Raw genomic sequence first — 21,397 nt, 5'->3', positions numbered from 1 at the left:
GCAGCAACGAACTGGAGGTTGCTTCTCGTGATTCGCCGTGATGTGACGGGTTCCGCCGATCGCCGTGTCGTCGCCGTCGCCGTCGCCGCCGTGACGGCGGCGGTCGTCACCGGGCTGCCGGGGACCGCGCAGGCCGCGTTGAAGGCAGGGCACGCGCCGCAGGCCCCGGCGGGGCTGACCGTGGGAGACCAGGCCCGCCCGCTGAGTGTGGAGGGGGCGCCGCTGTTCGGGTGGACGCCCCGTGACCGCGACCCCGGGGAGGTGCAGAGCGCCTACGAGATCACCGTGCGGGGGCCGTCCGGCAAGGCGGTCTGGGACAGCGGGCGGGTCCGGTCGGGGAGCCAGGAGTACGTGAGGTACGCCGGGCCGACGCTCGCGCCGGAGACGTCCTACACGTGGACGGTCCGGACCTGGGACGGCTCCGGAAAGCGCTCTCCGTGGGCGCGGCCCGCCGCGTTCGACACCGGGCTCGCCGACCGGGACTGGCAGGCCACCTGGATCCGGCGCACCACCGCGGAGGCCGACGACTACACCCTCGCTCGCAAGGACTTCACGGTCGGCGCGTCGAAGGTCGTGCGGGCCCGCGTGCACATCGCGGCCGGTCAGCAGTACGAGCTGCACCTGAACGGCGAGGCCGTCGACCGCGGCCCCGCCTTCGAGTACGCCGACGACGGCTTCTACAAGACCGTCGACGTCACCTCGAAGGTGAAGGCCGGGCGGCCCGCCACGATCGGCGCGCTCTACCACTGGTACGGGTCGGGGCAGGGACGCCCGAAGGGCGAGCCCGGCCTGCTCGTCAGGCTGGTCATCGACCACGCCGACGGGACGCGCCAGGTCGTCGTCACCGACGGGACGTGGAAGGTGACGCGCGCCCCCTGGAAGAAGGCGCCGAAGCGCAACGGAGACGCCGGCGACTACGTCGAGGACATCGACGGCACCGCCGTCCCGCTCGGGTGGGACGAGCCGGGCCACGACGCGTCCGCCTGGCAGGACCCCCAGGTCGTCGGGGTCCATCCCGCGTCCGGGTTCCAGCACCTGCGCGGACAGGAGACCGACCTGTCGTACCGGACCGTCCGGCCGGTGAAGGTCACGCGGCTGGGCTCGGGCGCGCTGGTCGCCGACTTCGGGAAGGTGATCCCGGCCGTGCCGGTGGTGCGGTTCCGGAACGGCGTCGCCGGACGGCACGTCGACCTGCACGCCTCCTACGTCCTCAACGACGACGGGACGGTCTCCCGCTCCAAGGACGACAACCAGGACACCGACCTCAGCTACGGCTACACCCAGCGCGACGGCGACCAGACCTTCCGGCCCCTCACCTATGTCGGCTTCCGCTACCTGGAGATCGCACCGGACTCCGGGGCCGGGGCGGACGACGTCTCCGCCGTCCTCCAGCACAACGAGGTGACCCGCAACAGCCGCCTCCGCACGTCCAACGCGGGAGTGAACGCCGCCTACGACCTGATGGCGCGGTCGGCGCTGTACGGGTCGCAGTCCCAGTTCCTCGACACGCCGACCCGTGAGAAGGGGCAGTTCCTCGGCGACTCCGCCGACACCTCGCTGGCCATGATGGGCGCCTACGGGGAGCGTCGGCTGACCCGGCAGGCGATCCGCGAGTTCATCGCCTCGCAGGCGCGGTACTGGCCCGACGGGCGCCTCAACGCCGTCTACCCGAACGGCGACGGCAAGCGCGACATCCCCGACTACACCGAGATGTTCCCCGGCTGGATCTGGGACTACTACGAGCAGTCCGGCGACTCGTCCACCCTGGCGGAGGCGTACCCCGCGATGAGCGCGGTCGCCGGCTACGTCCGCCGCTACATCGCCGGGGGGACGGGCCTGGTCACCAACCTCGAAGGGGGCTCCGGGCAGTACAGGTACGGCATCATCGACTGGCCCGCGACCATGCGCTACGGGCACGACATGGACACGGCCGCCCGCACGGTCGTCAACGTGCTCGGCGTGGACGTCCTGAACGCCACCGCCCGCGCCGCCGAGGCGCTCGGCAGGACCGGGGACGCCGAGGCGCTGCGCAAGGACGCCGGGACGCTCACCGGCAACATCAACGCCAGGCTCCGGCGCCCGGACGGCGTCTACGTCGACGGCCTGACGAGCGACGGCGCCCAGAGCGCGCACGCCTCGCAGATCGCCAACGCCTACGCGCTCGCCTACGGCGTCGCCCCCGCGGGCGGCCGGGACGAGGTCGAGTCCTACATCGCCGGGCTCGGCATGCAGATGGGGCCGATGACCGCGCACCGGCTCCTGGAGGCGCTCGGCGGGCGTCCCGCGGACGTCGTCACCCGCCTCACCGACGAGGAGGGGCCGGGCTGGGGCAACATCCTCGCGCGCGGCGGCACGTTCACCTGGGAGTCGTGGGACGCCCCCGAGACCGGGCAGAGCTTCTCCCACCCGTGGGGCGCGACGTCGCTGGTCGAGGTGCAGCGGACCCTGCTCGGCGTCTCGGTGACCGCCCCCGCCTCGGCGGCCGTCCGGATCAGGCCGCCGCTGACCGGGCTGGACCGCGCGTCCGGGACCGTCCCGCTGCAGCGCGGAGACGTCGGTGTCACCTGGAAGCGGGACGGGCACGGCTTCTCGCTCGACACGGACGTCCCGGTCAACGTCCGCGCCGAGATCCACGTCCCCGCGCGTTCGGCCGGTGACGTGCGCGTCTCCGGACCGGGCGGCGCCCGCTTCACCGGCATGAAGGGCGGCTACGCCGTCTTCGAGGCCGGCTCCGGGCACCTCACCTTCCGTTCCGAGCACCGCTGAGGAGCCGGGCGATGACCGAACGAATGAGCGGGATGAGCCGGCGGGGCTTCCTCGGGGCTTCGGTGGCCGGAGTGGCGGGCACGGTCGTCCTCGGGTCCGCCGGCGGCGCCGCGTCGGCGTCGTCGCCGGCGGCCCGGACGCCGTCCGGGCTGCTGACCTCCCTGATGCCGGACGGCCTCGGCGTCACGGCCCGGCCGAGGCTCAGCTGGCAGGTCGCCGACCTGGGCCCGGGGACGAGGCAGACGCACTACCAGGTGCAGTTCGCCACCACGCCGGCCCGCCTGGAGCACGGCCCGCACGCGTGGGACAGCGGGAAGGCCGCGTCGGCGGCGTCCGTCGCCGTGCCCTACGGCGGCCCGGCGCTGTCGCCGCGGACGGCGTACTGGTGGCGGGTCCGGACGTTCGACGGGCACAGGGCGTCCCGCTGGTCCGAGCCCGCCCTGCTGGCCACGGGCGTCGGCGAGTGGTCCGCCGAGCCGATCTGGACGACGGCCGCGCGGGCACCCGGCGACGGCGTGCTCAGGGCCCGGCTGCAGATCACCTCGGTCGCGGCGAGCCTCTGGTTCCGGGCGTCCGGGTCGAGCGCCAACTACCTGTGGCAGCTCCGCGCCGGATCTCCGGGCGTCCTGAAGAAGCACGTCTGCGTGAACGGCGCCTACCAGGTTCTGGAGGAGAAGCGGCTCCCGATCCCCATCGAGACGGGCCGCTGGTACGACGTGGCGGTCGAGATGACGGGCTCCACCTTCCGGACGTCCGTCGACGGAGCCGAGGTCGACACCGCCACCGACGCCACGCACCGGACGGGCACGGTCGGGATGCGCAACGGCTCCACCGAGGCCAACGTGTGGGACCGCGTCACCTTCACCGGCCCGGACGGCGAAACGATCCTCGACGAGGACTTCGCCGACGGGCGCGGCACCTTCGGCGCCGGCACGGTCGCCGGCGGCGCCCTGACCCTCGCCAAGGGGCAGTCGACGCTGTCCTCGGCCGGGTCGCCCGACGACGACTGGGCGTTGCTGCGCACCGAGTTCGTCCCGGAACGCAAGCCGATCGCGGCCGCCGTGCTCCATGTCGCCGCCCAGTCCCCGGCGGCCATCCGCCAGTATCCGGCCAAGATCTGGGTGAACGGCGAGGTGGCAGGCTTCGCCTCCATGCGAGGCGGGGCGGGGGCGCCGAAGTACCACTCCTTCGACCTGACCGAGGCGCTGGAACCGGGCCGGCGCAACGCGCTCGCCGCCCTGGCGTACACCACCGAGGACAAGCGCTTTCTCGCCGAGCTCGTCGTCACCTACGCCGACGGGACGTCCACCACCGTCGGCAGCGGCCCGGCGTGGAAGGCGCGCCGCCAGGCCGGGCTGCTGCGCGACGGCGGGACGATCGGCTCAGGCTTCTACGTGGGTCCCCAGGAGTACTGGGACATGCGGCAGGAGCCGGCCGGCTGGACGGGGCCCGGCTTCGACGACTCCGGCTGGGAACCGGCGGCGGTGAAGGCGGCCATCGACGGACTGGAGCCCGCGCTCGTCGAACCGGTCGGGCTGCACGACACCGGACCCGCGTCCGTGCGGAAGGTCTCCTCGGGCACCTGGCTCGTCGATCTCGGACGGGAGATCGCGGGCGGTCTGCGCCTGTCCGTGCGGGGCAGGGCCGGGCAGACCGTCGAGGTCCGGCTCGGCGAGGAGCTGAACGCCGACGGGACCGTCAAGCACGCGCTGCGCGCCGGCGTCACCTACAAGGAGGTCTGGACGCTCCGCGACGGCCTCCAGACCATCGAGCACTGGGGCTACCGAGGGTTTCGCTACGCGCAGCTCATCTGCGACGACGCCCTCGACCTGTCGCAGGCCGTCACCGGACGCGCCTGGCGGGCCGCCTGGCGCGACTCCGACGCGTCGTTCTCCAGCTCCAGCCCCGACCTCGACCGCGTGTACGAGCTGTGCCGGTACTCCATCGAGGCGACGCGCGGCGACCTCTACACCGACACGCCGACACGCGAACGCGGCCCCTACGAGGGCGACGCGCTCATCAACCAGGCGTCCGAGTACGCGGTGCAGCGCTCGTTCGCGCTGGCCCGCGCGTCCGACGCCCACCTTGCCCGCAACCCCACCTGGCCGACCGAGTACCGGCTGATGAACGTCATGTGCGCCTGGCAGGACTACCTGCACACCGGTGACCCGGAGCAGCTCGCCGCGGACTACGCGATCCTCGCGGCCAAGCACCTGACGTCGCACCTCGGCGACGACGGGCTCGTCCACAAGAACCCCGGCTCGCCGACCCAGGATCTGGTCGACTGGCCCTCGTCCAATCGTGACGGGTACGTGTTCACCGACGTGAACACGGTCGTGAACGCCTGCCAGTACGCGGCGTTCACCGCCATGGCCGGCATCGCGAACGCTCTCGGCAAGACCGCCGACGCCACGAGCTGGCAGGGGCGCGCCGACACGCTGGCCAAGGCGATGAGGGAGAAGCTGCTCGACGCGTCCAACGGGCGGTTCTTCGACGGAGTGGGCACCACCCACAGCGCGCAGCACGCCACCGTGTTCCCGGTCGCGCTCGGCGTAGCGGGGCCCGGCACGGTTCCCGATTCCGTCGTCCGCGCACTCGGCGAAACCCTCGCGGACGGCGGCATGAAGGTCAGCGTCTACGGCGCGCAGTTCCTTCTGGACGCCCTGTTCGCCACCGGCCAGGCCAAGGCGGCGATCGCGCTGATGACGGCCACCGGCATGAGCTCGTGGCTGCACATGCTGGACGACCTGGGCGCGACCATCGTGGCGGAGGCGTGGGACCCGTCCCTCAAGCCCAACATGACGTTCTCGCACGCCTGGGGCTCGGCGCCCGCGAACGTCATCCCGCGCCATGTCCTCGGTGTGCGGATCACCGCGCCGGGAGCCGCCGAGATCGAGGTCCGGCCGCGTCCCGGCAATCTGAGCCGGATCTCCGGGCGGGTCCCGACGATCCGCGGCCCGGTCTCCGTCGCGCTCGACCGCGGCGAGCGGTACCGCCTGGACGTGGACGTGCCGCCCGGCACGGTCGCCCGCGTGGTCGTGGAGCTCGGCGACGACGACCCCCGCGCGTTCCGCGTCACCGGACCCCAGGCCCGCGCCCCCCGCGCCACAGGCCGGGACGCCACCGGCCGCCTCCTCACCATCGGCCCGGTCGGCTCCGGCCGCATCACAGTGACCAGGAGAAGACAGTGAACGACGAACGCACGGGGCAGGGGTTCACCCGCAGGCGCGCACTCCAGATCGGCGCCGCGGCCGCCGTCGTGGCGGGCGCGGGCCCGGTCCTCGGGGGCGAGGCGGCCGCCGAGGCCGCGCCCGGCCTCCCTGCGGGGCCGGCGGCGGGCGGGTTCGCCCGCCCCGGCGCGGCGGTGCGGCCCCGGTTCCGCTGGTGGTGGCCGGACGGCCTGGTCGACCCGGCGGAGATCCGGCGCGAGATCGACCAGATCGCGGACGCCGGGTTCGGCGGCGCGGAGATCGTCGCGGTGCACCACAGCATCCGCGACAAGTCCGTCCTGGACCCGGCGGGCCACGGCTGGGGCACCCCGGCCTGGAACGCCGGCGTGGAGGCCGCGCTCGACCAGGCGGGGCGGCGCGGCGTGACCGTCGACCTGACGATCGGCCCTGCCTGGCCCGCCGCCGTTCCGACGATCACGCCGGACGACGAGGCGGCCGTCCAGGAACTGGCGTACGGGACGGTGCCCGTCGCGGGCGGCGCCACCCATGACGGCCCGGTCCCCGAGCCGGTCACCGCGCCCGAGGGCGGCGTGACGAGGCGGCACCTCGTCGCCGTCCACGCCTTGCGGACCGCCGCCGCGAACAACACCCGCAAGGAGACCGGCCTAGACCCCGCGTCGTTCACCGACCTGACCTCGAGGGTCACGGGGGAGCGGATCACCTGGACGGCCCCGGAGGGCGGCGACTGGCTGCTGTTCTCCTACTGGCGGCGCGGCAGCGGGCAGCGGCCGGAGTCCGGCCCGCACTCCTCCCCGGACAGCTGCGTCGTCGACCACTTCAGCCGCGCCGGGACCCGCGCCGTCACCGCGTTCTGGGAAGCGCGCCTGCTCACCCGCGACATCCGCAAGCTGATCAGGCGGGCGGGCGCGACGCTGTTCGAGGACTCGATCGAGCTGGAGACGGCTGCGCTCAACTGGACGCCCGACCTGCCCGCCGAGTTCCGGCGCCGCCGCGGCTACGACCTCATGCCGTACCTGCCGGTGATCGTCCGCCTCAAGGAGAACACCAAGTTCGCCTACGACGCGGCGACCACCGCCCACGTCCGCCACGACTTCTGGCAGACGGTCTCCGACCTGTTCAACGAGTTCCACTTCGAGGCGATCGCGAAGTGGGCGCACTCGATCGGGCTGGAGTACCGCGCGCAGCCGTACGGGCTGGAGACCGACGCCATCCACACCGCCGCGATCCTGGACGTCCCGGAGGGCGAGTCGCTCGGGTTCAAGAACCTGGACGACTACCGCGCTCTCGCCGGAGGCCGCGACATGGGGGGACGGAAGGTCCTCTCCTGCGAGGCGGGGGCCTACCAGGGCGGCGCTTACAACACCACCTGGGGCAAGTTCCTCCGCACCATGGGCGGAGCCTATGCGGCCGGGCTCAACCAGACCGTCCTGCACGGCTTCTCCTACGCCACCGCGCCGGGGGCGGCGTGGCCGGGATTCGCGGCCTTCACCCCATACAACGGCGGCGTCGGGTTCTCCGAGTCGTGGGGGCCGCGCCAGCCGACCTGGCGGCACGCCCCCGACGTGGCCGGCTACCTGGCGCGCGTCCACCTGGCCATGCAGGCCGGCACGAGCCGCATCGACGTGGCCGTGTTCCGCCAGAAGGGCTACACCAAGACCGGTATCGGCGCCGGGTGGTTCACCAAGAGCGGCGTCCCGCTGGGCTGGACGCACCAGCTCATCAGCGCGCCGCTGCTCGACCTGCCGTCCGCGACCGTGTCCGGCGGGCGGCTCGCCCCCGGCGGTCCCGCCTACAAGGTCGTGTTCGTCGAGGGCGACCGTTTCGGTGGCAACGAGTGCACGCTGCCGCTCGGCACCGCCCGCACCATGCTGAAGCTGACGAAGGCGGGCCTGCCGCTGGTGTTCCTCGGCGACTGGTCGGCCGCGACCGTCCCCGGCCTGGCGCGCGACGGCGAGAACGAGCAGCTGCGCGCCGTCCTCGCGCAGGTGTTCGCCCAGCCGCGCGTCCGCGTCGTGGCCGCCGAGGCCGACGTGCCCGGGGCGCTGGCCGACCTCGGCCTGCGCCCGACGGTCGCCTACGCGGAGGCGTCCACGCTCCTCACCGCCCACCGGCGGGACGGCCGCGCCGACTACTTCTACCTCTGCAACGGCAAGCACGCCGAGACGGTCAAGCCGCCGGTCGCCGCGATCGACCACGAGGTCACCTTCACCCGGTCCGACCGCGAGGCCGTCCCGTACCGGCTGGACCTGTGGACGGGCGAGACCGAGCGGGTCGCCGTCTACCGCGAGGAGGGCGAGACGATCACGCTGCGGGTGGCGCTGCAGCCCGCCGAGGCCACCGTGATCATTCTGGCGCGCGGCGGGGAGGCCCCGTCCGCCACCGCCTCGCAGGCCGAGCTCCGCGTCGACCGGCAGCGCCTGGTCGCCCGCGCGGGGGCCGCCGGCGCCTACTCCACCACGCTGCCCGGCGGCCGCACCGTGCGGACGATGATCGGCCCCGTGCCCGAGGCGCGGACCCTCACCTCCTGGCGGCTCCAGGTGGAGGACATGACGCCGGACGGCGTGAAGCGGCACGACCTGGAGCTCGACGGGCTCAAGCCGTGGCCGGACATCCCCGAACTCGCGGACGTCTCCGGCATCGGCACCTACAGCACGACCGTGGACTGGACGGGCGGTGGCGCGGTGCTGGAGCTCGGCGAGGTCCTCGACACCTGCCGCGTGACCGTCAACGGCCACCGGCTCCCGGTCAGCGTGATCGTCCCGGTCGTGGACATCGGCCCCTGGCTGCGCCGCGGCGCCAACACGATCGAGGTCGAGGTCGCCACGACGCTGAACAACCGGCTCCGCGTCTCCGATCCCGGCGTGTACGGCGGCGCGTCCCGCCAGAGGTACGGGCTGATCGGGCCGGTCCGGCTCGTCCCCTACGGCGAGGCGGTGGTCCCCGCCCGCTGAACCCCGGACGTGCGGGAGGGCGTTGGCCCGCCCTCCCGCACGGTGGACCCCTCATCCCCTGTCCCGTCAAGACCGGAATCGCGAGGAACCCATGCACACCAGCGTATCCAGGCGCCGCCGCGGCGTAGTCGCCGTCGCTCTCGGGCTGTCCGCCCTCACCGCCGCCCAGGCGGCCCCGCTCGGCACCGCCTACGCCGAGCCGGGCCGCGACGCGGCCCCGTGGCAGCGCTACAACTTCTCCCCTTCGTCACGGACGCTCCACCCGGTGTCGGTCTTCAGGTCCAGCGGCACCGTGGCGGACCCGGGCGCCGTCCTGAAGGGCGGCACGACCACCCTGGCCGGGGCCGGATCGTCCGTCACGCTCGACTTCGGCAAGGAGGTCGGCGGACTCACCACGCTGCACTTCGCAGGGTCGGACGGCCCGCAGAAGGTCGGCGTCGCGTTCTCCGAGTCGTCCACCTACGCGGACACGACGAGTGACGCCTCGACCGGAGGCCCCCGCAGCCGCGACGGCGCCGTCTCAGTGGACGTCGACGGCGCCACGTCCTACACCACGCCCCCCGAACTGCTCCGGGGCGGCTTCCGCTACCTGACGATCTTCCTGTCCTCCGGCGGCCGGGTCGACCTGGACAAGGTGTCGCTGTACTTCACGCCCGCGCCGACGATGAAGGACCCGTCGAAGTACGCGAACTACTTCTATTCGAGCGACGAGCTGCTCAACCGCATCTGGTACGCGGGCGCCTACACCGTCCAGCTCAACACGATCTCCCCGAAGACGGGCCGGGTCTGGGGGCCCCCGGCGGCGCTGTGGGACAGCACCGGCGACATCGGCGTCGGCGACACCATCCTCGTGGACGGCGCCAAGCGCGACCGGACGGTCTGGCCCGGCGACCTCGGCATCGAGATCCCGAGCGCCTACGCGGCGTTCAACGACACCGAGTCCGCCCGCAACGCGCTCACCGTCGTCTACCAGCACCAGCGCGACACCGGCGAGCTGCCCTACGCCGGGCCCGAGCTGGACAAGTGGGGCTCGGACACCTACCACCTGTGGACGCTCGCCGCGAGCTGGGACTACTACCGCTACACCGGCGACACGGGCTGGGTGTCCGGCGTCTGGGACCGGTACCGGAAGGGCGTCGACTTCATCACCCGGAAGATGGACGACAAGGGCCTGGTGTCCATCACCGGGACGTCCGACTCCGTCCGGATCCTGGCCAAGGGCGAGAACCTCATCGCGAACGTGCTGATGTGGCGCGTCCTCGACACCGGCTCGCAGCTCGCCAAGGCGCAGGGCGACGACTCCCTGGCCGCGTCCTACGCCGAGCGGGCCGCCGCGCTCCGCACCGCCATCAACGCGAACTTCTGGGACGAGGCAGTCGGCGCGTACAAGTTCTATCCGAACTCGACGATCCACCCGCAGGCGGACAACTCCCTCGCCGTCTGGTACGGCCTTGCGGACCGGCGGCAGGCGCGCCGCATCAGCGAGTCCCTCAAGGGCAACTGGAACGAGATCACCTCGACCGCCCCCGAGAACAAGGGCAACCCCGGTGTCTTCTCCGGATCCATGGAGGTGAACGCCCACTTCGCCGCCGGCGGCCAGGCCGCCGACCAGGCCGGCATGGACATCATCCGGCGCCAGTGGGGCTACATGCTGAACCACCCGGAGGGGACCGGCAGCACCTTCTGGGAGTCGTTCCGCAACCCGGGGGACGGGTGCGTCTTCTGCAGTTCCTACGTCAGCCTCGCGCACGCCTGGGCGACGGGCCCGACACCGGCTCTCACGTTCTCCGTGCTCGGCCTGAACCCCACCGGCACGGGCGGACGGTCGTTCGACTTCGTCCCGCACCCGGCCGACCTCACGTTCGCGCAAGGCCGCATCACCACGCCGGTCGGCGCGGTCGACGCCTCCTGGAAGGTCGCCGGCGGGACGTACACCGCGCACCTGAAGGCTCCGGGAACCACCGTCGGCCGCGCCGGCGTGCCGACGTTCGGCGCCCGGATAGAGGTCCGCGTCGACGGACGCCTCGTCTGGGACGGCACCCGCGCACACGCCAAGGGCGTCCACACCGACGGCGAGTACGTGTACATCGAGGGCCTGCGCGGCTCGCACCGCCTGCAGAGCGACCGCGCATGACCGCCACCTCTCCTGCCGCCCCCGTCCCTCCCGCTCACTTCACCCTCCGCTCCACCCACCCCTGAGGAGCCCAGCATGAACGAGTTGTCGCGCAGAAGGTTCGTCCAGGCCGGCGGTGTCGCCGCCGCGGCGGTCACGGCGAGCGGCGCGGTCGCGGCGCCCGCCCTCGCGGCGCCCGCGGCCGCCCCGCACTGGGCGCTGCGCCCCATCGACCTGCGGGTCGACCATCTGCCGTCGCCGCTCGGCATCGACGACACGGCGCCGACGCTCGGCTGGCGTTTCGCCGCCGGGCCGCGCGACGCCGTCCAGACGGCCTACCAGGTGCGGGTGGCGAGCGCGGACGCCCGCCTCGCCCGCCCCGACCTGTGGGACTCGGGCAAGGTCGCCGGGGGTGCCGTCTCGACCGTGTACGCGGGACGCGCGCTGAAATCCCGGCAGCGGGCCTCATGGCAGGTCCGGGTGTGGGACGGGCAGGGCCGCGCGTCCGCGTGGAGCGAGCCGTCCCACTTCGAGATGGGCCTCCTCGCCCCCGCCGACTGGACGGCCGGGTGGATCGGGAACGCGGTGTGGTCGGCCGACCCGGAGCCCGCGCCCGCGACGGTCGCGTTCGCCGCCCGCACCGCCCGGTACGTCCGGCTGGACGTGACCCGGCTGGGGCTGCCGCTCAAGGAGGGCTGGCCCTACAAGGTGTCGCGGCTCCAGCTCGCCGAGGTCCAGGTGCTCGACGGGGCGTCCGGCCCGAACCTGGCGGCGAAGGCGCCGGTCACCGCGTCGGAGAGCTACACCGTCGGTGGCCAGTGGGAGCCGAAGGCCGTCACGGACGGCAACCTCACCAGCGACGCCGCGCCCTTCGGCTACACGAGCCTGGAGCGCAAGGACCAGGCCCTCGACGCGCCCATCTGGGTCCAGATCGACCTCGGCAGGGAGCAGCGGTTCGACCGGGTGCTGCTCTACCCGCGCACCGACGAGACGACCGACGACGGCAGGACCCCCAACTTCCCGGAGGACTTCACCGTCCAGACCTCCAGCGACGGCACGGCGTTCGACACGGCCGCCACGGTCGAGGGACAGCAGGCGCCGCCGCCGCTGCGCCGGCAGCCCGAGGCCCTGCCCGTCTTCAGGCGCGAGTTCACGATCGGCAGGCGCGTCCGCGCGGCCCGCCTCTACGCCACGGCGCTGGGCGTCCTGGACGTCACCGTGAACGGGCGGCCCGTGAGCGACGCCGTCCTCGAACCGCCCTACAGCAAGTACAAGGAACGGATCGTCTACACCACCTACGACGTGACCGGCCTGCTCCACCGGGGCGGCAACACGGTCGAGGTGGAACTGGGCACCGGCATGGCGCACGTGCCGCCGACGCCCGGCCGCTACGAGAAGCTGACCCGGTCGGACGGCAGACCCGCTTTCCTGGGCCAGCTGGAGATCACCTACACCGACGGGTCGCGCGAGGTCGTGACGTCCGACGCGTCCTGGCGCACGGCGCTCGGCGCGACCACGTTCACCAACTGGTACGGCGGCGAGGACCACGACGCGCGCCGTACCCGGCGGGACTGGACGGCCGCGGTGCGCGTCGCCGCGCCCACCGCCCGGCTCGCCGCCCGCATGGCGCCGGCGATCGTCCCCGTCGGCACCCTGCGCACCAAGAAGATCACGAGCCCGAAAGACGGCGTCCACGTCGTCGACCTCGGCACCAACTTCGCGGGCTGGCCGCGGCTGAGCGTCAGCGGCCCGGCCGGGACGAAGGTGACGATGCGCCCCGGCGAGCTCCTCAACGCCGACGGGACCGTCAGCCAGCACACCACCGGCTCGCCCATCTGGGACACCTACACCCTCTCCGGCGACGGCACCGAGACGTGGCATCCCCGGTTCTGCTACCACGGCTTCCGCTACCTGCAGCTCGAAGGGCTGCCGGGGGAGCCGGACGACGGCACGGTCACCGGGATCGTCCTGCGCGCGGGCAACGCCAGGGCGGGCTCGTTCACCAGCTCGCACGGCCTCCTCAACGACATCCACAAGATCATCGACCGGGCCGTGCAGAGCAACATGTACTCCGTCCTCACCGACTGCCCGCACCGCGAGAAGCTCGGCTGGCTGGAGCAGGCCAACCTGGTGTTCCCCGCCGTCGCCCGCAACTACGACGTCACCGCCTACTACGGCGAACTCGTCCGCGACATAGCCGAGGCCCAGACCGCGGACGGTCTCGTCCCCGACATCGCGCCCGAGTTCACGGTGTTCTCCGGCGGGTTCAGGGACGACCCCAACTGGGGCAACGTCATCGTGTTCGCGCCCTGGCAGATGTACCGCGCGTACGGCGACGAGGCGACGCTGCGCACCTACTACCCGAACATGGTCCGCTACGTGGACTACCTGTCCGCCAAGGCGAAGGGGCACCTGCTCGACTACGGCCTCGGTGACTGGATCACCTTCGACGACAGCACCCCGAAGGGGGTGACCGCCACCTTCGGGTACCACCGCGCCGTCACCGCCCTCGCACGGATCGCCAAGGTCGTCGGAAAGGGCGCCGACGCCGCGCGTTACGAGACGCTCGCGGGGGAGATCGGCTCGGCGTTCGACGCGAAGTACGCCACCGGCGACACCTACGGGTCCGGCAGCCAGGCGTGCGACGCCCTCGCCCTCGACATGGGCGTCGTCCCGGCGGGCAGGAGGGACGCCGTCCTCGCCCACCTGGTGAAGAGCATCGAGGCGAAGGGCTACCACCTGACGGTCGGTGAGATCGCGCTGCCGTCGGTGTTCCACGTGCTGTCCGCCGCAGGGCGCGACGACGTCATCCACGCGGTCGCGACCCAGACCGGCAACCCCAGCTACGGCTACCAGGTCGTGCACGGCGCGACCTCGCTGACCGAGAACTGGGACGGGCCCACCTCGGGCGCCTCGCAGAACCACTTCATGCTCGGCGCGATCGACGAATGGTTCCACGCCGGCCTCGCGGGGCTCGGCCAGACCGACGACTCGATCGGGTTCGCGACGCTCCTCGTCCGGCCGGCGGTCGTCGGGGACGTCACCCGCGCCGCCGCGACCTACGAGACGCCGCGCGGGCACGCCGCGTCCTCGTGGCGCCGCACCGGCAAGAAGCTCCGCATGGACGTCACCGTCCCGCCGAGCACGCGGGCCCGCGTGGAGTACCCGCTCCTCGGCGGATCCGCGAGGCCGAAGGCGCCGAAGGAGGCCACGTGGATCGGCGTCCAGAACGGCCGCGCCGTCTTCGAGGTCGGCTCGGGCGACTGGACCTTCGAGGGGAGCGTGTCCTGACGGCCGGATGAGCCGGTTCGCGTCCGCCCTCCGGTGCGCTACTGTCACGGTTATTGACAGTCAAGGATCTTGACCGTAGTGCATCGGAGGGGGAACGCATGGACGCCGGGCGAGGGGAGCCCGACCTGGGCATGCTGGCGGGTCGGCTGACGCGGGCGCTCCAGGAGGAGCTGTTCCGCCGGCTCGCGGAGGAGGGGCACCCCGGCGTCCGGCCGCGCCACGGCACCGTCCTGGCCTTCCTCGAACCGGAGGGCCTGCGCGCGACCGAGCTGTCGGCCCGCTCGGGGCAGCACAAGCAGATCGTCGGCACGATCGTGGACGAGCTGGTGGAGCTCGGATACGTCCGCCGAGAACCCGATCCGGGCGACCGCCGCGCCAAGCGGGTCGTGCCCACCGAGCGCGGCCGCGACGAGATCACCAAGGCCCGCGCGATCCTTTCCGGCATCGAGGACCGCCACCGGCGGGCCCTCGGCGACGAGCGCTTCGGCGTCTTCAAGGAGGCGCTCGTCGAGGTCGCCCGGTCCCAGAGCGACTGGAACCGGGGCGCCTAGCCCCGCCCGCGGGCCGGGCGCGCGAGCGGCCCGGCCATGTTTGGCGGCACGTCTCCGGGCAGGAGAGCGCACGGCACACAGTCGAGGAAGGAGGGACACCGTGACCGTACCGAACGTGGATCTCATCGACGGGACCGCGATGCCGCAACTCGGCTTCGGGGTCTTCCAGGTGGGCGACGACGAGGCCGAGAGCGCCGTGACGATCGCCCTGCGGAACGGCTACCGCAGCATCGACACCGCCAGCGCCTACGGCAACGAGGAAGGCGTGGGGCGCGCGCTGCGCGCCTCGGAACTGCCGCGCGAGGAGCTGTTCGTCACCAGCAAGGTCTGGAACAGCGAGCAGGGCTACGACGACGCGATGCGCGCCTACGACGCGAGCCTGCGCCGCCTCGGCCTGGAGTACCTCGACCTCTACCTGATCCACTGGCCGATGCCGGGCCGCGACCTGTACCTGGAGACCTGGCGGGCGCTGGAGCGGCTGAAGCACGACGGGCGGGTCCGGTCGATCGGCGTCTCCAACTTCACCGTGCCGACGCTGCGGCGCGTCATCGACGAGGCCGACGTCGTCCCCGCCGTCAACCAGATCGAGCTGCACCCGTACTTCCAGCAGGACGGAATGCGCGCCTTCCACCGGGACCACGGCATCCGCACCGAGGCGTGGGCGCCGCTCGGGCAGGGGCACGGGCTGCTGGACGACCCCGCGCTCGACCGCATCGCCCGAGCCCACGGCCGCACCCCCGCGCAGGTCGTGCTCCGCTGGCACCTGCAGATCGGGAACGTGGTCATCCCGAAGTCGGCGACGCCGTCCCGGATCGCCGAGAACATCGACGTCTTCGGCTTCGAGCTGACGCCGGACGACCTGAAGACGCTCGGCGAGATGGACAAGGGCATCCGGTTCGGGCCCGACCCGGCGACGCTCGAGACGGACTAGCCGGCTCCAGGATCAGCGCAGCTCTCCGACGCCGACGAGCCCGGCGAACCGCTCTCCGTCGGTTCTGACGCCCCCGTCCAGCCATTCGCGCGGCCCGGTGAGCCCCGGGTGCAGCAGGTCGAACCCGTCGAAGAACTCCAGGATCCGGGCGCGGGGACGGGCGCCGAGCCGCGCGCTGGCGCCCTCGTAGACGCGCTCGGCCTCCGCCATCCGCTCGGGGAAGGCGTCCGAGGCCAGGTGCGAAAGGATCAGCCGGCTGCCGGGCGCCAGCGCGTCCCGGTAGCGGGCGACGAGCGCGTGCGGGTCCTCCGCGTCGTCCACGAAATGCAGCACCGACACCAGGAGCAGCGCCACCGGTTCGGAGAAGTCGAGCAGGCCGGCGACGACCGGATGGCCGAGGACGTCGTCCGGCCGCCGCAGGTCGGCCTCGGCGAACCCGACGTTCCCCGCGTCGGCGAGCAGGGCGCGGCCGTGCGCGCAGACGACCGGGTCGTTGTCGACTTGGACGACCCGCGCGTCCGGGCGGGCCCGCGTCGCGGCCTCGTGCACGTTCTCCCGCGTCGGCAGTCCCGACCCGAGATCCAGGAACTGCCGAAGGCCGGCCTCGGCGGCGTCCCGCACCGCGCCGCCGAGGAAGGCGCGGTTGAGCCGGACGCCCCGCACGACGCGCCCCTCGGAGATCTTCACCACGCGCTCGGCGGCCTCCCGGTCGGCGGCGAAGTTGTCCTTGCCGCCGAGCCAGTAGTCGTACATCCGCGCCACGTTGGGCGAGGACGTGTCGAGACCGGCGGAGGCGCCGTCCGAGAAGTCGGTCACCGGGTCATGATCGGACAACCGCCCCCGCGCGGCAACACGAACGCGGCACTCCGGCCGGTGGCCGCCGGCAGACCCCAAGATCGTGACTGTGTGCGACCGAGCGTAACGTTCCGTGCATGGGGGAGGATCGGGGGAGCTGGACGGGGCCCGGCGGCTTGCGGGTGACGGCGGTGCGGCTGACCGGTGCGCACCGGGCGTGGGCGGAATTCGCCGGCGTGCGGGGGGCCACGGCGCTGCTGGTGACGCGGGACGGCGTGCCCGTCGGCCGCGGCTACTACCCGTCGGTCGAGGATCTCGCCGAGGTCGTCGACCTGGCGGAGCTGCGCTCGGGCTAGCGGTTGCGCGAACGCCCTCGCGCGTGTAGTCGGTTACTGGTGGGACAGCGCAGGTGTGACGTCGCCGTGGTGGGATCGCTCAACGCCGACCTCGTGGTGGGCGTGGAGCGGCGGCCCGCGCGGGGGGAGACCGTGCTCGGATCCGACCTGGCCACGCACCCGGGCGGCAAGGGCGCCAACCAGGCGGTCGCCGCGGCGCGGCTCGGCGGCCGGGCCGCGATCGTCGGCCGGGTCGGCGACGACGGGCACGGCGCCCTGCTGCGCGACGCGCTGGCCGCCGACGGCGTGGACCTCGCGCACCTGGCGGCCACGCCGGGCGTCCCGACCGGCGTCGCGCTGATCACGGTCGGCCCGGACGGCGACAACAGCATCATCGTCTCGCCGGGCGCCAACGCCCGGCTCGGCCCCGCCGACGTCGAGGCGGCCCGCGCGCTGATAGAGAGCGCCCCGGTCGTGTCGTTCCAGATGGAGGTGCCGCTGCCCGCGGTGGAGGCCGCCGCCGGCGTCGCCGCCCGGGCGGGCCGCCGGGTCGTGCTCAACCTCTCGCCGTCCGCGCCCGTGCCGGACGAGCTGCTCGCCCTCTGCGACCCCCTCGTCGTCAACGAGCACGAGGCCGCCTTCCTGCTCGGCGGGGACGGCGACCCCGGGCGGATGGCGGCGGCGCTCGCCGGGTCCGGGCCCCGCTCGGTCGCGGTCACGGTCGGCGCCGACGGCGTCGTCGTCGCCGACGGGCGGGGCACGACCGCCCTTCCGTCCCCGCGGTCGGAGGCGGTCGACACCACGGGCGCCGGGGACGCCTTCACCGCCGCGCTGTGCCTGCGCCTCGCCCGCGGCGACTCCCTGCGGGACGCGGCCCGCTACGCCACCCGCGCCGGCGCGGCCGCCGTCCGCCGCTCCGGTGCGCAGAGCTCGTTCCCCACGCCGGACGACCTGCCCGCCCTCTAGGTCACCGGTCGGTGCGGGCGCGCAGCCGGTACAGCTCGTCGGCGGCGTCGTGGACGTCCGCGCCCAGGTCGAACGCGCTGAGCAGGTACAGGTCGTCGGCGGTCTCGATCTCCAGGATCCGCGTGTGCAGCAGGAGCCGGCGCCGCTCGTCCACCCGGATGCAGACCACCTCGTCCCAGCGCAGGCGGTGGCGCCTGGCGTAGCCGGTCACGACGGTGAGGCCGTCGCCGTCGGCGGCGAGCCGGACCGGGGCGATCAGGTCGCGCAGCGCGAGCACGTTCAGGCCGATCGCCGCCGCGCCCGCCAGGAACCGGAACTGGGGGTCGTGGGCGTACAGCACGAGCAGCGCCGTGACGGCCGCCGCGGCGGCGCACTTGACCACCACATGACCTGGCGGTACGCGCCACCGCCGCTCCTGACCCGGCTCCATGCCGCCGACCCTAGCCGCAGCCGGGGCCTGCCCGCGCCATGGATCGGTCCGATAGCGTCGGGCCATGCGACTCGGTGTGCTGGACGTGGGTTCGAACACGGTGCATCTCCTGGTGGTGGACGCTCATCAGGGCGCGCGGCCCCTTCCCGCGTACTCCCACAAGGCCGACCTCAGGCTCGCCGACCATCTGGACGGGGAGCGGCTCTCCGAAGAGGGCGAGACGCTGCTGCGCGACTTCGTCGACGAGGCGCTGCAGATCGCCGAGGACAAGGGCGTGGAGGACCTGGTCGCGTTCGCCACCTCCGCCGTCCGGGAGGCCTCCAACGGCGAGGACGTGCTGGCGCGCATCCGCGAGGACAAGCGGATCGACATCCGGGCGCTGTCCGGCGAGGAGGAGGCACGGCTGACGTTCCTCGCCGTCCGGCGCTGGTTCGGCTGGTCCTCGGGACGGCTGCTGGTGGTGGACATCGGCGGCGGCTCGCTGGAGGTCGCCTCCGGCATCGACGAGGAGCCGGACGCGGCGTTCTCCCTGCCGCTCGGCGCCGGGCGCCTCACCCGCGACTGGTTCACCGCCGACCCGCCGCCCGCCGAGGAGGTCCGCAACGTGCGCCGGCACGTGCGCGCGGAGATCGCACGGCGGGTCGCGGACGTCGCCCGGTACGGGGCCGCCGACCACGCGGTCGCCACGTCCAAGACGTTCAAGCAGCTCGCCCGGATCGGCGGCGCCGCCCCGACGGCCGACGGCCCCTACCAGCGGCGCGTCCTCGCCGGCGAGGCCCTCACCGACTGGACCGACAAGCTCGCCGCGATGCCCTCCGCCGAGCGCGCCGAGCTGCCAGGCGTGTCCGAGCGGCGCGCCCCCCAGCTGCTCGCGGGCGCGATCGTCGCCGACGCCGCGATGGACCTGTTCGAGCTGCCGGAGCTGGAGATCTGCCCGTGGGCGCTGCGCGAGGGCGTCATCCTGCGCCGCCTCGACATGATCACCGGCTGAGCGCGGGGACCGGGACCGGCCTCACGACCAGTTCGGGTGGCCGAGCACCCCGCCCTCGGGCGTGACGGCGCGGTCGCCGGTGCCGTCCGCGCGGACGGCCCGGATCACCGGGTCGGTGACCGCGCCGCGCACGTAGGCGAGCCAGCGGCCGCCGTCCGACCACGCCGGGTCCATGTCGCGCGCGGTCCCGGACGTCAGCGCGTGCGCGCCGGACCCGTCGGCATTCATGATCCAGATGTTGCTCCCGGTGGCCGGGCCCCGCACGAAGGCGACCTTGGACCCGTCGGGAGACCATTCCGGGTCGACCGCGCGCACGCCGTCCTTGCTCAGCCGCGTCCAGGCGCCGCCCGGCCGGTCCGCGTCCATGCTGTACATCTGCTCCACGTCGGCGTCGCGCTTGCTCCAGAACACGAGCCTGCCCGTCGACGACCACATCGGGTCGTCCTTGAGCGAGCCGTCCGTGGTCAGCTGGGTGGCCGGGCCGCCTCCCACGGCGACGGCGAAGATCTGCCGGACGCCGTTCCTCTCGCCCATGTAGGCCAGGCGGGCGCCGTCGGGCGACCACGTCACGCGGGTGCCGCGCACGATGCCGGTCACCTTCCGGGCGCCGGACCCGTCGGCGTTCACCACCCAGGCCTCGGCGCTCCTGTCGCCCATCCTGGTGAACGCCACGCGCTTGCCGTCCGGTGACCGCTCGGGGAGGACGTCGCAGCTCGGCCCGCCCACCAGCGTCTTCGCGGACGCGTCGCCGGGCCGGTAGACGCCGATGTCGGCGTTGCACGACGTCGGCCACCCGGGCGCGGTGTCGATCCGGACGAACATCGGCGTGGTCGGGAACGCCGCCGAGCCCGCCGACGCGTTCCGCGCGCCGCCGGACTCCCGGCCGGTGTAGTAGACGGCGCCCGCCACGATCCCCGCGACCAGCACCCCCGCAGCGGTCGACGCGGCGAACACACTGCGCCGCGACGGGCCCCGGCCCCTGGCCGGGGGCACCGGGAACCCCCGCGCGGTGGGCGGGTCGGTACGGCGCTCGTACACGGGTTCGGTCCGCGGCTCGGTCCGGGGCTCGGTCCGGGGCTCGGTCCGCGTCTCGGGCCGGGGCTGCGGGACCGGGACCGGCGCCGGGACGTCCTGGGACGTGGCCGACGGGTCGGCGGCGGGCGGGACCACCGGGGTCCCCGCGGGCGGGGAGGTCCACATCTCGCCCAGCTCGGTCGTCACGGCGGCCTCGCCGGATCCGCCGACCAGCGCCAGGAGCAGGTCCCGGGCGCTCGGGCGCTGCGCGGGGTCCTTGCGCAGCGACGCCTGGACGAGCCCGGCCAGCGACGGCGGCAGGTCGCCGATCTCGGGGTCGGCGTGCACGGCGCGGGCCGCCATGATCTGGAAGGAGCCCTGCCCGAACGGGTTGCGCCCGCTGGCGGCGAACGCCACCAGGCAGCCCCAGGCGAACACGTCCACGGCCGGGGTGACCTGCTGCGTGGTGATCTGCTCGGGCGCGATCCAGCCGGGCGTGCCGACGACCTGCCCGGTCCGGGTGTGGGAGGAGGCCATGTCCAGCGCGCGGGCGATCCCGAAGTCGATCACGCGCGGCCCGGAGATCGACAGCAGCACGTTGCTCGGCTTCAGGTCGCGGTGCACCAGGCCCGCGCTGTGGATGGCGACGAGGGCGGCGGCAACGCCGACCGCGACGCCGTGCAGCATCCCCGGCGACAGCGCCCCGTTCGCGCTGACGTGCTGGAGCAGCGACGGCCCGTCGATGTACTCGGTCACCATGTAGGCGAGCCCGAGGTCCTCGCCGTGCTCCAGGACCTGCGCCGTGCAGAACGACGCGACGCGCTGGGCGTTGGCGGCCTCGTCGTGGAACCGCGCGAGGAACGTCTTGTCGCCCGCCAGTTCGGCCCGCACCACCTTCACCGCCACGGCCCGCCCGTCGGCGTCGCGGCCGAGGTAGACGGCGCCCATCCCACCCTCGCCGATCCTGGCCTCGATCCGGTACGGGCCGATCCGGCTGGGGTCGTCCGGCCGCAGCTCACCCAGGGAGGTCGCGTCCATGGAGTCTCACCTTCCGCCCCCACGGAGCCACGTC

13 protein-coding genes are annotated in these 21,397 nt (G+C 73.5%); 10 read left to right on the top strand and 3 right to left on the bottom strand.

The annotated features are described in order from the left end of the window. Positions 1-27 precede the first annotated feature (27 nt). The 7 genes from BJ999_RS27325 to BJ999_RS27295 all read left to right on the top strand — a co-directional run bounded on the left by BJ999_RS27325 (position 28) and on the right by BJ999_RS27295 (position 15,794). Positions 28-2,766, top strand: coding sequence for a family 78 glycoside hydrolase catalytic domain (locus tag BJ999_RS27325; protein ID WP_179835921.1), 2,739 nt, complete (start codon positions 28-30; stop codon positions 2,764-2,766). A gap of 11 nt (positions 2,767-2,777) precedes the next feature. Beyond that, positions 2,778-5,957 carry a family 78 glycoside hydrolase catalytic domain gene (locus BJ999_RS27320; RefSeq protein ID WP_179835920.1) on the top strand — a complete coding sequence of 1,060 codons (3,180 nt, stop codon included), beginning with the start codon at positions 2,778-2,780 and terminating at the stop codon, positions 5,955-5,957. Continuing rightward, positions 5,954-8,908 carry a glycosyl hydrolase gene (locus tag BJ999_RS27315; RefSeq protein WP_179835919.1) on the top strand — a complete coding sequence of 985 codons (2,955 nt, stop codon included), beginning with the start codon at positions 5,954-5,956 and terminating at the stop codon, positions 8,906-8,908. The genes BJ999_RS27320 and BJ999_RS27315 overlap by 4 nt, the downstream gene beginning before the upstream one ends. A gap of 91 nt (positions 8,909-8,999) precedes the next feature. Then, a complete protein-coding gene (locus BJ999_RS27310; protein ID WP_179835918.1) occupies positions 9,000-11,042 on the top strand; it encodes an alpha-L-rhamnosidase-related protein in 2,043 nt (680 codons plus the stop codon). Between the two features lie 75 nt (positions 11,043-11,117). Further along, positions 11,118-14,312, top strand: coding sequence for a family 78 glycoside hydrolase catalytic domain (locus tag BJ999_RS27305; RefSeq protein WP_179835917.1), 3,195 nt, complete (start codon positions 11,118-11,120; stop codon positions 14,310-14,312). Between the two features lie 98 nt (positions 14,313-14,410). Continuing rightward, entirely contained in the window at positions 14,411-14,863 is a 453-nt protein-coding gene (locus BJ999_RS27300; protein ID WP_179835916.1) for a MarR family winged helix-turn-helix transcriptional regulator, read from the top strand. A 139-nt stretch (positions 14,864-15,002) separates the two neighbouring features. Continuing rightward, the gene (locus BJ999_RS27295) at positions 15,003-15,794 is read left to right on the top strand and encodes an aldo/keto reductase (RefSeq protein WP_179838851.1); all 792 of its coding nucleotides are present in this window, start codon (positions 15,003-15,005) and stop codon (positions 15,792-15,794) included. Between the two features lie 12 nt (positions 15,795-15,806). Here the strand turns inward: BJ999_RS27295 and BJ999_RS27290 are convergent, their stop codons facing one another. After that, positions 15,807-16,610, bottom strand: a complete 804-nt coding sequence (locus BJ999_RS27290) for an SAM-dependent methyltransferase (RefSeq protein ID WP_218935258.1) — start codon at positions 16,608-16,610, stop codon at positions 15,807-15,809. A 116-nt stretch (positions 16,611-16,726) separates the two neighbouring features. Here BJ999_RS27290 and BJ999_RS27285 point away from each other — a divergent pair, with 116 nt between their 5' ends. Together BJ999_RS27285 and BJ999_RS27280 are read left to right on the top strand one after the other, a co-directional pair. Then, positions 16,727-16,945, top strand: a complete 219-nt coding sequence (locus BJ999_RS27285; protein ID WP_179835915.1) for a hypothetical protein — start codon at positions 16,727-16,729, stop codon at positions 16,943-16,945. Positions 16,946-16,984: 39 nt separating this feature from the next. Beyond that, on the top strand, positions 16,985-17,890 hold the full coding sequence (locus tag BJ999_RS27280) for a ribokinase (RefSeq protein WP_229810512.1): 906 nt from the start codon (positions 16,985-16,987) through the stop codon (positions 17,888-17,890). Position 17,891: 1 nt separating this feature from the next. Here BJ999_RS27280 and BJ999_RS27275 read toward each other — a convergent pair whose 3' ends face one another. Further along, positions 17,892-18,320, bottom strand: coding sequence for a PH domain-containing protein (locus tag BJ999_RS27275; RefSeq protein ID WP_179835914.1), 429 nt, complete (start codon positions 18,318-18,320; stop codon positions 17,892-17,894). A gap of 64 nt (positions 18,321-18,384) precedes the next feature. On the opposite strand from BJ999_RS27275, the gene BJ999_RS27270 reads away from it, so the two are divergent. Next, positions 18,385-19,311, top strand: coding sequence for a Ppx/GppA family phosphatase (locus tag BJ999_RS27270; protein WP_179835913.1), 927 nt, complete (start codon positions 18,385-18,387; stop codon positions 19,309-19,311). Between the two features lie 21 nt (positions 19,312-19,332). Here BJ999_RS27270 and BJ999_RS27265 read toward each other — a convergent pair whose 3' ends face one another. Then, a complete protein-coding gene (locus BJ999_RS27265; protein ID WP_179835912.1) occupies positions 19,333-21,363 on the bottom strand; it encodes a protein kinase domain-containing protein in 2,031 nt (676 codons plus the stop codon). Between the last annotated feature and the right edge of the window lie 34 nt (positions 21,364-21,397).

This window comes from Actinomadura citrea (assembly GCF_013409045.1).
GTDB classification, from domain to species: domain Bacteria; phylum Actinomycetota; class Actinomycetes; order Streptosporangiales; family Streptosporangiaceae; genus Spirillospora; species Spirillospora citrea.
The sequence above is the reverse complement of the archived record's forward strand: the minus strand, read 5'-3'. Positions and strand labels throughout refer to the sequence as shown.

What these genes read in the sequence shown, in the direction of transcription:
- BJ999_RS27310 (WP_179835918.1), top strand. Translation starts at nt 9,000, where the DNA reads ATGCACACCAGCGTATCCAGGCGCCGCCGCGGCGTAGTCGCCGTCGCT.
- BJ999_RS27285 (WP_179835915.1), top strand. Translation starts at nt 16,727, where the DNA reads ATGGGGGAGGATCGGGGGAGCTGGACGGGGCCCGGCGGCTTGCGGGTG.
- BJ999_RS27270 (WP_179835913.1), top strand. Translation starts at nt 18,385, where the DNA reads ATGCGACTCGGTGTGCTGGACGTGGGTTCGAACACGGTGCATCTCCTG.
- BJ999_RS27300 (WP_179835916.1), top strand. Translation starts at nt 14,411, where the DNA reads ATGGACGCCGGGCGAGGGGAGCCCGACCTGGGCATGCTGGCGGGTCGG.
- BJ999_RS27320 (WP_179835920.1), top strand. Translation starts at nt 2,778, where the DNA reads ATGACCGAACGAATGAGCGGGATGAGCCGGCGGGGCTTCCTCGGGGCT.
- BJ999_RS27275 (WP_179835914.1), bottom strand. Translation starts at nt 18,320, where the DNA reads ATGGAGCCGGGTCAGGAGCGGCGGTGGCGCGTACCGCCAGGTCATGTG.
- BJ999_RS27295 (WP_179838851.1), top strand. Translation starts at nt 15,003, where the DNA reads ATGCCGCAACTCGGCTTCGGGGTCTTCCAGGTGGGCGACGACGAGGCC.
- BJ999_RS27265 (WP_179835912.1), bottom strand. Translation starts at nt 21,363, where the DNA reads ATGGACGCGACCTCCCTGGGTGAGCTGCGGCCGGACGACCCCAGCCGG.
- BJ999_RS27305 (WP_179835917.1), top strand. Translation starts at nt 11,118, where the DNA reads ATGAACGAGTTGTCGCGCAGAAGGTTCGTCCAGGCCGGCGGTGTCGCC.